This is a genomic window from Algoriphagus boseongensis (assembly GCF_004362805.1).
GTDB lineage: Bacteria > Bacteroidota > Bacteroidia > Cytophagales > Cyclobacteriaceae > Algoriphagus > Algoriphagus boseongensis.
Map to the genome: position 1 here is coordinate 706702 of NZ_SNYF01000005.1, position 14403 is coordinate 721104.

General features: G+C 39.5%; 15 protein-coding genes. 9 read left to right on the forward strand and 6 right to left on the reverse strand.

Features of this window, described 5'->3' with window-relative positions:
• Positions 1–4: 4 nt before the first annotated feature.
• Positions 5–334, reverse strand: a complete 330-nt coding sequence (locus DFQ04_RS03050) for a BlaI/MecI/CopY family transcriptional regulator (protein ID WP_133552559.1) — start codon at positions 332–334, stop codon at positions 5–7.
• 137 nt (positions 335–471) lie between these two features.
• On the reverse strand, positions 472–1221 hold the full coding sequence (locus DFQ04_RS03055) for an acyl-CoA desaturase (RefSeq protein ID WP_133552561.1): 750 nt from the start codon (positions 1219–1221) through the stop codon (positions 472–474).
• A gap of 139 nt (positions 1222–1360) precedes the next feature.
• On the opposite strand from DFQ04_RS03055, the gene DFQ04_RS03060 reads away from it, so the two are divergent.
• The gene (locus DFQ04_RS03060; RefSeq protein WP_133552563.1) at positions 1361–1723 is read left to right on the forward strand and encodes a phage holin family protein; all 363 of its coding nucleotides are present in this window, start codon (positions 1361–1363) and stop codon (positions 1721–1723) included.
• On the opposite strand, the gene DFQ04_RS03065 is transcribed toward DFQ04_RS03060, so the two are convergent.
• Positions 1704–2147, reverse strand: a complete 444-nt coding sequence (locus DFQ04_RS03065; protein ID WP_133552565.1) for an AlbA family DNA-binding domain-containing protein — start codon at positions 2145–2147, stop codon at positions 1704–1706. The genes DFQ04_RS03060 and DFQ04_RS03065 overlap by 20 nt on opposite strands.
• Before the next feature lie 85 nt (positions 2148–2232).
• On the opposite strand from DFQ04_RS03065, the gene DFQ04_RS03070 reads away from it, so the two are divergent.
• The 3 genes from DFQ04_RS03070 (at position 2233) to DFQ04_RS03080 (ending at position 4478) form a co-directional block, all read left to right on the forward strand.
• On the forward strand, positions 2233–2790 hold the full coding sequence (locus DFQ04_RS03070) for a hypothetical protein (protein ID WP_133552567.1): 558 nt from the start codon (positions 2233–2235) through the stop codon (positions 2788–2790).
• A 63-nt stretch (positions 2791–2853) separates the two neighbouring features.
• On the forward strand, positions 2854–3756 hold the full coding sequence (locus DFQ04_RS03075) for a histone deacetylase family protein (RefSeq protein WP_133552569.1): 903 nt from the start codon (positions 2854–2856) through the stop codon (positions 3754–3756).
• Between the two features lie 95 nt (positions 3757–3851).
• Positions 3852–4478 (forward strand): OmpH family outer membrane protein, encoded by a 627-nt coding sequence (locus tag DFQ04_RS03080; RefSeq protein ID WP_133552571.1) that lies wholly within the window; start codon positions 3852–3854, stop codon positions 4476–4478.
• A 45-nt stretch (positions 4479–4523) separates the two neighbouring features.
• On the opposite strand, the gene DFQ04_RS03085 is transcribed toward DFQ04_RS03080, so the two are convergent.
• Both DFQ04_RS03085 and DFQ04_RS03090 read right to left on the reverse strand, forming a co-directional pair.
• The gene (locus DFQ04_RS03085) at positions 4524–5756 is read right to left on the reverse strand and encodes an ADP-ribosylglycohydrolase family protein (protein WP_133552573.1); all 1233 of its coding nucleotides are present in this window, start codon (positions 5754–5756) and stop codon (positions 4524–4526) included.
• A gap of 1 nt (position 5757) precedes the next feature.
• Positions 5758–6720 (reverse strand): phosphotransferase, encoded by a 963-nt coding sequence (locus tag DFQ04_RS03090; protein ID WP_133552575.1) that lies wholly within the window; start codon positions 6718–6720, stop codon positions 5758–5760.
• A 146-nt stretch (positions 6721–6866) separates the two neighbouring features.
• Here DFQ04_RS03090 and DFQ04_RS03095 point away from each other — a divergent pair, with 146 nt between their 5' ends.
• From DFQ04_RS03095 to DFQ04_RS03105, 3 genes are all read left to right on the forward strand, one after another.
• Positions 6867–8024, forward strand: a complete 1158-nt coding sequence (locus tag DFQ04_RS03095; protein WP_133552577.1) for an acyl-CoA dehydrogenase family protein — start codon at positions 6867–6869, stop codon at positions 8022–8024.
• A 73-nt stretch (positions 8025–8097) separates the two neighbouring features.
• A complete protein-coding gene (locus DFQ04_RS03100) occupies positions 8098–9780 on the forward strand; it encodes an AMP-binding protein (RefSeq protein ID WP_133552579.1) in 1683 nt (560 codons plus the stop codon).
• Positions 9781–9916: 136 nt separating this feature from the next.
• On the forward strand, positions 9917–11296 hold the full coding sequence (locus DFQ04_RS03105) for an MATE family efflux transporter (RefSeq protein WP_133552581.1): 1380 nt from the start codon (positions 9917–9919) through the stop codon (positions 11294–11296).
• Here DFQ04_RS03105 and DFQ04_RS03110 read toward each other — a convergent pair.
• Positions 11293–12108, reverse strand: coding sequence for a peptidylprolyl isomerase (locus DFQ04_RS03110; protein WP_133552583.1), 816 nt, complete (start codon positions 12106–12108; stop codon positions 11293–11295). The genes DFQ04_RS03105 and DFQ04_RS03110 overlap by 4 nt on opposite strands.
• Positions 12109–12310: 202 nt before the next feature.
• Between DFQ04_RS03110 and DFQ04_RS03115 the strand changes: the two genes are divergently transcribed.
• Together DFQ04_RS03115 and DFQ04_RS03120 are read left to right on the forward strand one after the other, a co-directional pair.
• Positions 12311–13513 carry a CotH kinase family protein gene (locus DFQ04_RS03115; protein WP_133552585.1) on the forward strand — a complete coding sequence of 401 codons (1203 nt, stop codon included), beginning with the start codon at positions 12311–12313 and terminating at the stop codon, positions 13511–13513.
• A 113-nt stretch (positions 13514–13626) separates the two neighbouring features.
• Positions 13627–14400 (forward strand): MlaE family ABC transporter permease, encoded by a 774-nt coding sequence (locus tag DFQ04_RS03120; RefSeq protein ID WP_133552587.1) that lies wholly within the window; start codon positions 13627–13629, stop codon positions 14398–14400.
• Positions 14401–14403 lie beyond the last annotated feature (3 nt).

Genomic DNA, 14403 nt, shown 5'->3' on the forward strand with positions numbered 1-14403 from the left:
ATTCTTACTGATATTGTTTAGTGTTCAATGATTCATCATTCTTGAAGAATTGAGTCATTTTTGCAAAAGAACTATCGAAATAGCCCTCTAGCATTTTCCTGATGATAAAAGTTCTGTACTCATCTTTGGAAACGATAGGAAAGTATTCATGGCTCTTTCCATAGGACTTATGGCTTACAAATCCTTTTCTTTCCAAAATTCTAACAATTGTTGATACGGTATTGTATGCCGGTTTTGGTTCGGTCATAGGAACCAGGATATCTTTCACGAAGCCTCGCTCAATATCCCAGAGGATTTGCATAATCTCCTCTTCTGCTCTGGTTAATGGTTTCATAAGGTGTTAAGTTTAAATGTGCTAGAAAATTATTCACTTAGTTTTTAATTCCAAAGAATTTTTACAATTTTTTTATGTTTTAGTTGAATTAAAAAACCTACCAATAAAAAAGCCTTCCGTTTTGGAAGGCTTAAATTTTACGCAGCTCTAAGTTTTATAATCTTTGTTGCATGTAAGAGCTTGACTATTGGGTAAGTAGGATCAAACTCATACCACTTAACCGCAAAATTTGGTCTGTTCGGAAGTTTGTGATGGTTGTTTTGAAATAACTCACCCAACATCAACACATCAAGTAGCAAGCTGTTTTTAGACTTATCGTTATTGTCGAAGTTGGCATATCCATATTTATGACCACTCCAGTTGACAATTGCGCCATGAACTGGCCCCATTAGAAAATGGATAGGAAGAAGGAAATACATCCACCAATGAGTTCCGGGAAGATCAAAAACAGAAATACAAAGAACGTAGACTAATACGTAGAATAGTCCCCAAGCTACTCGGACCCCCATAGTATCTGCGAATTTGTCAAACGAATTCCAATCTGGAATATCCTTAGAAAATCGTTCTTCAGGCTTCAATTTGAAGCTGAAGTAATCGTTGTAAATATTTTTTGTTTTCCACATCATCGTAAAAAGATTCTCTGTGTGATGAGGGCTATGAGGATCTTTTGGAGTGTCGGAATAAGCGTGGTGCATTCTATGAAGAATGGCATAAGCTCTTGGAGATAAGTAAGAGCTACCTTGCCAAATCCAGGTAAAAATGTAGAAGAATTTTTCCCAATACTTGTTCATTACAAACATCTGATGGGCAGCATAACGGTGTAGGAAGAAACTCTGGCAAAACAGGGAGAAATACCAGTGCAGGAGAAAGAAAATAATGATAATCACTCGGTAGATTGTTAAGATTAATGTGCAAATATAAGTTTCTTAGGTAAATTAATGTTCCATTCGGGTTTTCAAAAGCCCAATTTAAAATCTGATTTATCTCAGGTTTTATTAGTGGAGATTTTATTTAAAATTAAAAATCATGGAAAGCTCGCTAAATACAGGATCAATTTTGACCAAAATCATTGTGGGTGGAATCTCAATTTTGATTGCGGATTTATTATTAAGTGGAGTTCAGGTAGATACTTGGATTACAGGTCTGATTCTGGCAGGCGCAATAATTCTCATCAATTTCACAATCAAGCCAATTCTGATTATTTTGACTCTTCCTTTAACCTTGATCACATTTGGATTGTTTTTGTTAGTCATCAATGCCCTGGTTGTTTTGATAGCCGCATATTTTATTCCTGGATTTACCGTGGATGGTTTTTGGTGGGCTTTGGGATTTGCTTTGCTAGTCAGTATTGTCAATGGAGTATTCGGTATCAATCTGAATCCGAAATAAGCAAAGTCTTGTCTCCGGATCTTTTGTATGCTTTTCGTTCTCCTGAACCACTTTTACAATAAACCAAACCATCTTTTTGAGGAGAGATTTTAACCAATAGGACGATTAGTTCTTCATCTTCAAAATCTGTAGGGTTTTCCTTAGTCCATTTGATTGGGTAATAAGAAACTGATGCATGAGGTTCACAAATCATCTCATTCGCGGATTCTATCATGTATTGTTCTTCGTAGGGGTCAATCCCAATTACCTCCTTTTTATCAGAGACTCCGATTAGGAGCATTCCTCCCTCAGAATTGGCAAAGGCAGAAATAGTTTTAGCAATTTTTTCTCTTGAAGTAATTTTCAGCTTGAAATCCAGCAGCTTACCTTCCTTTTGTCGAATTAAATTTTTGATAAATTCTTGATTAAATTTTGTTGAATTCATTTTATTCGTTTATTTTCTTTCGTGGGAAGAGAATGGTCAATAAATCGAAGACTTTCCAACCCAAAAAAACTATAATTTTTGTTTTATGCAGTTTGCGAATCCCGGGTTTGATCCCAAAAATATTGAACAATTAAGTGCCGAACTGGCAAAATCTGGTAAACCTTACAAGGTTGTCCCAGATCCAGGTAATTCTGAAGAGTTTATAAACTTCCTTTTTCTAGGCATTTTTGAAGGAAAGCAAGTAATCTATGATGCTGCATTATATACCTTAAGACTTCATCACTCAAGTGAAGTATATGAATTGGCCGAACATGAAGCCGCTAAAAAATTCCCGAATTTCAAAGGGATTAACTACGAAGAAGATGAGGAGGGAAACTTGAAGCCTTTATCCAGTGAGGAGGAAGAAATAGGCTGGTTTATTACTGAGATTATCATGGAATTGGAGGAGGAAGAAGCCGTAAAGGTTCAGGAATTCCTAGATATCGATACCAACCATGATTATGGCGTTGGTCTTGATGCAGCACTTAATGTTGACGAAATCAACGATAAAGTCATTCGGAAATTCATCAAAGAATTCAATGATGATACCTTGGTTTTGGATGAAACTCTTTATTCTTTCCAGACTGAGGAAGATGAGATTTAAGTTTTGATCCCTATTCTCAAAACATACCTTTGTTGCGCTAGTTAATTGATTAGCGCTTTTTTTATGCTTAAAATTTCTTGGTCACCCCTGTATTGTCATCCTCTTCCTGAAGGTCATCGGTTTCCAATGGAGAAATACAACCTCCTGCCTGAGCAATTGATATATGAAGGAACGGTAACTCAAGAAAACTTTTTTGAACCCATACCTCTTGAGAAAAAATGGATTACCAATACCCACCAGGAATCTTATTACCAGAAGCTCATTGATTTAAATTTATCAAAGTCGGAAATCCGTGCGACAGGATTTCCATTAAGCAGTGAATTAATCCAGAGAGAAATTCTGATCATGGGAGGATCTGTGCAGGCGGCTTTATTTGCCAAAGACTTTGGTGTCGGAATAAACATAGCCGGTGGCACCCATCATGCATTTTCAGATCGAGGAGAAGGTTTTTGTTTGCTGAATGATCTAGGGATCACAGCAAATTATCTCTTGGAAAATAAACTGGCCAAGCGGGTATTGATCGTTGATTTGGACGTGCATCAGGGCAATGGAACAGCAGAATTATTTAGAGAAAACCCAGCTGTTTTTACATTCAGCATGCATGGAGAGAAGAATTACCCCCATCGAAAAGAAGTTTCTGATTTGGATATTGCTTTACCTGATGGAGCAGGAGATGAGCTTTTTTTAAGTCTTTTGGAAAAGAGTTTAGAAGAAGTTCTAATTCAATTTCAACCTGATTTTATTCTTTATCAGTCTGGAGTAGACGCATTAAAAACTGACAAACTGGGCAGATTAGGAATGTCCATTTCAGGCATTCAGCAACGGGATAAAATGGTCTTGACCTACTCAAAGCAAGGTGATATTCCAGTCATGTGTTGTATGGGAGGTGGCTATTCCACTAGAATCAGGGATGTAATTGATGCGCATGCACAATTATATCGTGTGGCTCAAGAATTGTATTTCTAGGCCTTAACCTAAATTAACCAGAAGCTATCTCTGCTGCCCTTGCAAAATCATTTCTTTCTCTATATTTGCGCCCTGTCAACCATTAAAATACTAAAGTGAAAAAAGGATTACTCATCGTTGGACTACTTGGCTTAGCCACTGTATTCTATTCTTGTGACAAAAATACTACTTCTGAAAGTGCTTCAACTGCTGAGGCAGGGCAAGGAATTGCTGCTGGAGACATGAAAGTTGCTTTTGTTTATACTGACTCAGTTATCAATAAGTATGATTTCTTCAAGAAGAGATCTGAAGAGATCACTGAAAAAGGCAGAAAATTTGAAGGCGATCTTCAGTCAAGAGCGAGAGGTTTTGAGCAGGAAGTTGCTACTTTCCAGCAGACTGGTGGAAGTTTGACTCCTAATCAGCAAAGAGCAAAGCAAGAAGAATTGATGCAAAAGGAGCAAAACCTGATGACCTACAGAAATAACCTGATGCAGGAATTGTCAACTGACGAATCAGCTTTGTACAGTGAGGTTTATGAGCAAGTTCAAGCGTATCTTAAGGATTATGCTAAAGAAAATGACCTTCACCTGATTTTGAGTTATACAAGAGGAGGAGCCCTTTGGTATGCTACTGATGCAATTGATGTTACTGCTTCAGTAATCGAAGGCCTAAATAAGAAATTCAATTCAACTACTACTCCTGCTGCGCCTGCAGCTGCAGATACCACTGCGAAAAAGTAATAGGCAAAATACCAATTTAAAAACCCGGGAATTATCTCGGGTTTTTTATTTTTTGATCATGTGAGCTGTCAGTAGCTTGGCTTTTTCTTCCAAATCAATTCCAAGTATTTCCTTATTAACCTTTAGGACTTGCCATTTTTCCTTTTCTGGAAGTTGCTCAAAGCCATACCAAGAACCTAAAATTCCACCGACAAGGGCAGCCGTAGTATCATTGTCTCTACCATAGTTTACCAGAAAGATTAATGAATTTTTGAAATCAAAATCTGCATAAACCATAGCCGTTAACGACTGCAGATAAATCTCACCCGCATGAAAAGGCATGTCTTGCTGTTTTTGGTCAAGTAGCTGGAATGCATGCAATAGCGCAGGACTATTGGAGGTCATTGACTCCAATGAATCTAGTTTTTTGGATTCCTCATTGATCCAAAGGGCATCTTTGAGGATTTTATGAGAAGTTCGGCCTACAAGTCTGCTTTCAAAATACTTTTCCGGATCAAGTCGTAAAGCTGCCAGTAAATCTTCTTTTTTCGCGTCTTTTTTCATTCCGGCGGCAGTCATGGCCATAGCCAGAGAACTGATGTCCCGTGCGTATCCTAAGTCATAAAGGGTCAATTTATAGCCTTCCGAATAGGCTTTCTCCGGATTTCCGGGAAAATACATCCCAATAGCTGGCGCATAAAGCAATCCTGCACAGACCATTTCTCCTCCATAAAACTTGGAAAGGGAATCTGCAAAAGCCGGAAGATTATCGTCTAAAAAAGGCTGGCTCACTTTGGCCCATTCAGAAAGCCAATTCACTTCCAATAATGCAGATTCATAAGGTTGAGGATTATTGGAATCAATAGCCTTCAATTTTTCCAAACTCTTCTCATATGTTTTGAGAATTTGAGAAGCAAAGTCTTTTGAATTAAGCCGATTTCCAGATTGAGTTAATAAATAATCCGTTGCTAAGACTTTCCAACGGGTATCATCAGTAGTGCCTCCTGCTGGAAGATTGGCAATCCAAATGCCTTCTGGAGAAACCTCCCTAATCATGGAATCTAAATCTGTGACATACCCATACTCCAGGGCTATGTTTTCTCTGCTCCACATTTCTGTTGGAGCACCCATGGCATCTCCAATCGCAGAACCGACGAGCATTCCCAAGACCTTATCGTAAAGTTCCTCCTCAGATAGCCCTGATTGCTGGAGTTTATCAATGTGTTCTTCTCTCTCAACTGAAGACTGATTACAAGCAAAAAGTCCTAAAAAGAGGATTACTGGGATATATTTTTTCATTTTAGGACAGAATCAGTTCTTTGGCAAAGTTCATCAGTGCGGACTTTTGACCTAAGGTCATTTTTACAGGAAGTTGTGCAATTCCGATCAATCTTCGAAGTATTTCTACCCCTCGGTATTGGTTCAGAAGCTTAGAATTAAGAGGACTGGAATAGGTTTTAAGTACTTGGTCTTTGATCGATTCAGGTTGTTGTCCCAAATCCAAATGGGCTAAAAAGACCCCAAGATCAAATTCTTTATTTCCCATAAACCCAAATTCCGGATCGATGATTTTGATGCCTGAGGAAACTTGCAACCAACTTCCGGGATAAAAATCTCCATGAAGTAAAGTGTCTCCCGAACCCATGTAATCCTCTCCCAGTTTACTTACTTCCTCTTTGAGCTTTTTATCTTTTTTGAAAGTTAAGCTGATCTCTTGCAGTCCTTCCTGAATGGTATCTAAGTCAAAGCCATTTTCTTCCAAAAAAGGGAAATTGAATATATGCTCATGGTTAAGTTTGCGCATTTCTTTATTCAAGGGAAAACTTTTCGGGTTTAGCCCGTGAAGAATATTCAGAAATTCTGTTAACTGGTCAATTTCCTCGATTTTCAGAGACTTTTCTCCTGTATAAATCCAAGAGAAATCTATCCCCAATCCCAAGTCTTCGGTCACCAAAAGGTGGTTTTCTGGATCGAAATGAATGATTTCGGGAATAAAAGATTCCATTTTCGGTTCTTTTCCCAAAAGGCTTAAAAATTCAAATTCTACATTGATCCTTTCAATCGGAGCAGGAATTTGAGGAAACTTCCGGACGAAGTTCTTCGACTGCTTTAGAATTACACTTCTTAGATCAGTTTGAATCCGCAACACAAGATTCATATTACTTGGTCCAGCGGATTCAATTTTTAGAATTTCCTCACCAGTTTCCCAAAAAGATAATTTTTTGATTTCTTGGATAGGAGTATTTTCACTCAGGTCAACCATGGTTTTTCAATTGGAGTGCTAAAATAGATGCTGGAACCTGTCATTTTTGAATTTAAAATGAAATAAAGCGGAAAAGTCTGAGGAACGGCAAAAATCAAAAACCATTAAACCCTTATTTTTGGTTACTAAAAAAACTAAACCCAAATATGTTCGGACTATATCGATCGATTTTTACTGAGGAGCATGAACTCTTCAGACAAAGTGTTAGAGATTTTATTGCCCGTGAAATTACCCCACACAATGCACAGTGGGAAAAAGATAAAATGGTCAGCAGGGATTCCTGGCTGAAATTAGGAGAAAATGGGTTTTTAGGAATCCAAGCACCGGAGGAATTGGGAGGACTGAATATTCGCGACTTTCGATACAACGCCATTTTAATTGAAGAATTAGGTTTAAGCGGATGCTCAGGGCCTGCAATCGGATATCCTTTGCACAGCGATATTGTGATGCCATATATCCTCCATTATGGAAAGGAAGAGGCTCTGAAAAAGTATGTCCCTAAAATGATCACAGGTGAATATATTGGAGCGGTTGCTATGACCGAACCAGGAGCTGGATCTGATCTCCAAGGGATGAGAAGTACTGCCGAAAAGAAAGATGGATACTATGTTCTGAATGGATCAAAAACCTTTATCACCAATGGTTTTCTTGCTGATGTGGTCGTTGTTGCTGCCAAAACTGATCCCAGCAAAGGAGCTAAAGGAATCAGTTTGTTTTTGATAGACCGAGAAATGAAGGGCTTTACCAAAGGAGTTCCATTTGAAAAAGTCGGACTACACGCTCAGGATACTTGTGAACTGTTTTTTGAGGACGTAGAAATTCCTGCAGAAAATCTTTTGGGAAAAGAGGGAGATGGATTTAAATACCTGATGACTGAACTAGCACAGGAACGCTTGGTAGTAGCTTTGGCGGCAGTTGCTCTTAGCGAATTCATGCTGAAAGCTACCATAGACTATGTGAAGCAAAGAAAGGCCTTTGGAAAAGCGATTTCAGAATTTCAAAATACTCGTTTCAAATTGGCGGAAATGACTGCCGCCCTTGAGCAGGGAAGAATCTACTGTGATTATTTGGTTCAATTGCATAATGAGGGAAAATTGGATTCTGCAATGGCTTCTGCGGCGAAATACAATATGACCGAACTGCAGTGTAAAGTTGCCGACGAATGCGTTCAGCTTCATGGAGGATATGGGTACATGTGGGAATATCCAGTCGCAAGAGGATGGGCAGATGCTCGAGTTCAGAGAATCTATGCGGGGACGAATGAAATCATGAAAGAGTTGATCGCAAGAAAAATTTTGAAGTAATCCCGAATTTCTTGCTGTTACAAAGGAATTTTAAGTAATTGGAACCTCGCATAAACCCTGAAATTAACCTGATATGAACGATTTTCCTTGGTTTAAAAATTACCCTGCCTCGGTAGATAAAGAGGTTGACACTAAAGCTTATTCAAGTGTTTCTGATCTTTTTGAAGAAAGTGTCAAAAAATACAGCTCATCAGTAGCCTATGAGTGCATGGGAAAAACCATGACTTTCAATGAACTGGATAAATTGAGTGCAAATTTTGCAAATTACCTGACCCAGGTTCTAAAGCTGGAAAAAGGCTCCCGAGTGGCTATCCAAATGCCTAATATTCTGCAATATCCTGTGGTTATGTTTGGTGCTCTTCGTGCTGGAATGGTGGTCGTAAATACCAATCCTTTATATACTCCTGCGGAAATGAAGCATCAATTCAATGATTCAGGGGCTGATGTTATTGTGATCGTTGAAAACTTCGCTAATAATCTGGAGAAAATCAGGAATGAGATTTCAGCGAAAAAAATCATTACCACTGAGCTGGGAGACTTACTTGGAGGATTGAAAGGAACTATAGTCAATATGGTGGTGAAGCATGTGAAGAAAATGGTTCCTGCGTTTTCTTTGCCAGGGTCCATTTCCTTGAAAAAAGCGCTTAGCATGGGAGCTGCACAAAGCTACAAGCCTACTAAGTGTTCTTTGGAGGATGCAGCTTTTCTTCAATATACAGGAGGAACTACCGGAGTCTCCAAAGGAGCAGAATTGACCCATGGAAATATCGTGGCGAATATGCAGCAGATTTCGGCTTGGATGAAGCCAAAATTGAGAGAGCGTGAGGAGATCGTAATTACTGCTTTACCGCTTTATCACATTTTTGCATTGACAGTTAACTGTCTTGCGATGCTCAAAATTGGTGCGCATAATGTATTGATTACCAATCCAAGAGATATGAAGGCCTTTATCGGCGATTTAGCAAAAAAACGCTTTACTGTCTTCACTGGTGTAAACACTTTATTCAATGGACTACTTAATCAGGAGGCGTTTCTTTCCTTGGATTTTTCAGGATTGAAAATCGCCGTAGGTGGTGGAATGGCAGTTCAGAAAGCCACCGCCGAAAAATGGAAAAAAGTCACAGGAGTACCTTTGGCAGAAGGATATGGACTTACTGAAACTTCCCCTGTAGCCACTTGTAATCCAATAGACGGAACTGAACGAATCGGTACCATCGGAGTTCCTTTGCCCAATACTGAAGTGATGATTGCAGATGATGCCGGAAATCCACTTCCAATGGGAGAAAGAGGGGAAATCTTAATCAAAGGTCCTCAGGTCATGAAAGGCTATTGGAATAGACCTGAAGAAACCGCCAATGTCATGCATGGTGATTGGTTCAAATCCGGTGATATCGGGATTATGGATGAAGATGGCTTCTTTAAAATCGTAGACAGAAAGAAGGAGATGATTCTTGTTTCCGGATTTAATGTTTATCCAAATGAAGTTGAAGATGTAATCGCTTCATGTCCTGGAGTTTTGGAAGTGGGAGTAATTGGTATGCCTGATCCAAAGTCAACCGAAAAGGTGGTAGCCTATGTAGTCAAAAAAGATCCGGGATTAAACGAGGAAAGGATCATCAAGCATTGCAAAGAATCCCTGACGAATTATAAGGTTCCAAAAGAGGTTTATTTCACAGATGAATTACCCAAATCCAATGTGGGTAAAATTCTTAGAAGAAAGATCAAGGAGAAGCACATTGAAACAGTGGGAGCTTAATTCCTTAGAAATAAATGAGTTCAAAAACCGCCAAACGGCGGTTTTTTTCTTTTTTTGCAAACTTGATTTATTCTCAGAATTATTGATCTAAATTTTTGGGAATGATCATACTAAACCAACTTTTACTTAACACCCTATGACCTGGCAGCTAATCAAAGACGCGATTTTAGGAAAAGAGCAGGACTTTACGCGTCTGTCCCTCAAGACTGCTATTTTTATTTTGGCCATTCCTATGATCCTGGAAATGATGATGGAGTCTGCCTTTGCAGTGGTGGATATATTTTTCGTTGCAAAATTGGGAGAGCATGCCATCGCCACGGTTGGATTAACTGAGTCCGTTATCGTCTTGACTTATGCGATAGGCTTTGGAATTAGTATGGCTGGTACAGCTTTGGTTTCAAGACGATTTGGGGAAAAAGAATACCATGAGGCAGGATCTGCAACCTTTCAGTTGCTTCTGGTTGGTGGAATTATTTCAATTTTTCTTGGAGTTGGAGGTTGGGTATTTGCCGAAGACCTCCTGAGAGTGATGGGAGCGGAGGAGCAGGTGATTGCTTCAGGAAAGACTTATGCGAGGATTGTTTTTGCAGGGAATACCGCAATCATGTTACTTTTCTTGCTGAATGGTGCTTTTCGTGGCGCAGGACAGGCACATCACGCCATGCGGTCTTTATGGATTGCAAATGGCTTGAATATCGTCTTGGACCCATTGTTTATTTTCGGTTTGGGAGAATGGGAAGGATTTGGCTTGGACGGTGCTGCTATTGCCACGACTTTGGGTAGAAGCATAGGCGTTGTTTACCAATTGTACCATTTGTTTAATGGGAAGCACAGACTTAAGATTTTGAAGGAAAATCTTAAGATCAATTTGGAAACCATTAAAAAGATTGTCGATTTATCCCTTGGCGGTATGGGGCAATTTTTGATCGATTCGGTTTCTTGGGTGGCTTTAACCAGAATGAATGCGGAATTCGGTTCTGCTGCTTTAGCGGGATATACTATTGCTTTTAGGGTATTAATTTTTACCATTTTACCTGCATGGGGCTTATCGGGTGCTGCAGCCACTTTGGTGGGTCAGAATTTGGGTGCTAAAAAAGTTAGAAGAGCAGAGCATGCTGTTTGGTTAACAACCCGATACAATGTCATTTTTATGGCCTCCGTGACCGGGATTTATTTGCTTTTTAGTAAGCAATTAGCCGGAGTGTTTACTGACATTCCAGAAGTAAGAGACATTGCTGCCCAAGGGCTTTGGGTGATTGCTTTGGGCTACGTGTTTTTTGCGGTGGGAATGGTCTTAACTCAGGCTTTTAATGGGGCAGGGGATACCAAAACTCCCGCTTGGATCAATACGGTCGTATTATTGGGAATGGAGGTTCCTTTGGCTTATTTCTTGGCTTTTGAGATGGAAATGAAATATGTCGGGATATTCATAGCCATCGCTTTTTGCCATTCCTTTCATGCGCTCGTTTCTCTTTATTTCTTCAGAAAAGGCAAGTGGAAGACCAAGGAGGTTTAGTTTTCCAAGATTCTCATTTTCAAAATTCTAACTTCAGTAAGTGGTCTATCCATTGAATTGGTTTCTACTGCAGCCATTGCATCAATTACTTCCAGTCCTTTCTCCACTTCTCCAAAAACCGTATAGCTCATATCCAGATGCGGTGTGCCACCAATTTCTTTATACACAGCCTTGTGGTTTTCAGGGATTTCATATCGATCAAAATTTGAGTAATTCCTTGAGATTTGGCTCCATTTTTCACTTAGGGATTTTATCAGAACACTGTCCTTGAGTTCTCTTGCCTGACTTAATGAATCCAATAGAGGCTTGTTTGCAGGATCATTTTGTGCGTAGTGGGTAGCTAGAAATTGATTGATCCGGTTTTGGTTATGGTTCAAGAGGCTGTCATTTTGAATTCTCCCCTGCACCAAATAAAACTGAGTACTGCTGGAAGCTCTTTCGGGATTGTTGGTTCGAGCAGCACCGATTGCCCCTTTTTTATGAAAAAGTTCAGATCGGATTTCCGCCGGTACACGGTACCCCAAATCCCCACCACCTAAGGTATCCAGAAGGGTGGCAGATTTAGAATTGACATCTCCAGCCTGAACCATAAAGTTTTCAATGATTCTATGGAAAAGTAAACTGTCATAAGTTCCTTTTTCCACAAGTTGGATGAAATTATCCCGATGAAGGGGAGTTTCGTCATAAAGCCTGAGAATCAAAACCCCATAATTTGTGGTCATCTCTATTCGGACAGGAGGCTCTTTGACCTCTTGGTCATTGATTTTTGAACCAAAAAGAAGAATAAAAAGGGCGGGCAAAAAGAGATGCATATACAGAGCTTTGGTTTGGGAAATAGGTAATTACAGTGAAAAGAAATGCCACAATTCCCTCATTTGCAACTTGATTTTTCCTGAATAGGAAAATTTTGTGGGAGACTGACTTCCATTTCGGTATCTCAATTAATTGAAAGATAGCTTTTTAGATGGGTTGAATCTGATTACCTTAAATAAGGAAATCAACTCATTAGCTGAAATGACTAGACGATTCTTCCTTTTTTTGATGATCATTTTCGCTTGGGTTTCATTTGATTCCAAGGGATTTCAGACGGATGAAGGTCCAAACTTTTCAAATCATTCAGGCAAAATTCAAAATCAGGTCAATCTGGAACTTGATTCAAAAGAATTGAAAAACCTAAAAGCTGTCACCGGAAGAAAGACAAACCTGAATGCCAATCGAGTCCTGATCAATGAGGAAGAGGTAACTGCAGTGGATATTCATACCCGGGGACAAACCACTTTAAATTTCCCCAGAAAAAGCCTTAGCCTTGATTTGGAAAAGTCTTTAGAATTCGGTCAGGGCAGCAGGAAAGTCAAAATGAAGCATTTGATCCTGCTGAGTTTGGCTATGGATAAATATTACGTCCGAAATCGCTTAGCCTTTGGAATGCTTCAGGAATTGGGAATGCTTGATTTCTTTTATTCCTACGCCAACCTTTCAGTTAATCAGGCTAGCCAAGGGATTTATTTCTTGGTGGAAAGGCCTCAGGATTGGGCGATTCAGGAAATAAAAAGTCCCATTGTCATAAGAAGGGGGTATGGTCATTCCATTGCTAAATCCAAAACCGAAAAAAATCTGAGCAAGGAGGATACGAAAAAATATGTAGAAGCATTCAAGCAGATTTACCATTCTTCGGCTATGCTATCGGGAGAAAGCCTTTATCAGCCTCTTTCTAAAATAATTGATCTGGAAAATTACATGACTTGGATGGCGGTTAATTTTCTTGTTAGAAATGGGGATTATGCGGATGAAGTCTTCTTTTACATAGATCCAAAAACAGGATTATTTAAGGTCATTCCCTGGGATTACGACGATATTTTTTCAGCGATTCCGCATGAGGGCAAAATGATGCAGTCAGTTTCCTCATCCAAATACATTTTTTCGAAAGAGGATGATCTAGACAAGAAAATAGCTGATGATCCTTATCTCTATTCGAAGTATTTGGAGATTTTAAAGGATGTTTCGGCCAGACTTTCTGATTCGGTTTTGAAGGAAATATTTGAGTCAACCTACGCTGAGCTCTATCCCTATTATTCAGATCCTGAAATTTTGGAGAATGTCAAATTTGACCTTTATCCGGATGCAAGTTTGGACAAACTCAAACAGGAATTGGCCAGTGACTTTTTGTTAATTCAGGGAGCTAGAAGATTGATTTCTTTGGAACTAGGCCAGAATTAAGGATTTTAATTTCCACTGGTATTTGACCTAAACTGATTTTAATCAGCTTTTTAGTTGACCTTATTTCTGACTTTTTAGCCATAAGCTGACCAAATTAGAGTAGATTATAAGATATGGGACTCGAGAGGAAAATAGATCAGCCCTTTTTCAAAGAAGTAGGTGAAATTTCCCGATTTACTGCTAGGTTTTTTCGAGAGGTGACCAAGCCAAAGCAAGAGTGGGATGAGTTCATCAATCAGTGCTATTGGATTGGGTATAAAGCTTTGACATTGGTATCAATCACTGCCTTTATTATGGGTTTGGTGCTCACCATTCAATCTAGGCCGACCTTGGTTGAATTTGGAGCCGCCGCTCTCTTGCCATCGATGGTTTCGGTTTCCCTAGTTCGGGAAATATCACCGGTAATCACTGCTTTAATTTGTGCAGGTAAAATAGGTTCTGGGATTGGGGCTGAATTGGGTTCCATGCGGGTCACCGAGCAGATAGATGCTATGGAAGTCTCAGGGACCAATCCATTCAAATATTTGGTAGTAACCAGAGTTTTGGCTGCGACAGTCATGGTGCCGATCTTATCCAGTTTGGCGATTGGCATTTCCCTTTATGGGGGATACTTGGGAACCAATATCCGGGGAGAAGTCAGTTGGACCTTATATGTATACCAAGCCTATGATGCTTTGAGTTATGGGGACTTTTTGCCCTCAATAATCAAGACAATCTTCTTTGGATTTGCCATCGGAATAGTAGGTTGTTACAAAGGATATACGTCTCAAAAAGGTACTGAAGGAGTAGGTCGCTCGGCTACTACAGCGGTAATCGTTGCTTCTCTTTTGGTTTTTATTCTGGATTTGATTGCAGTGCAAGTGGTGGATATTTTGGGATTAACCTAGACT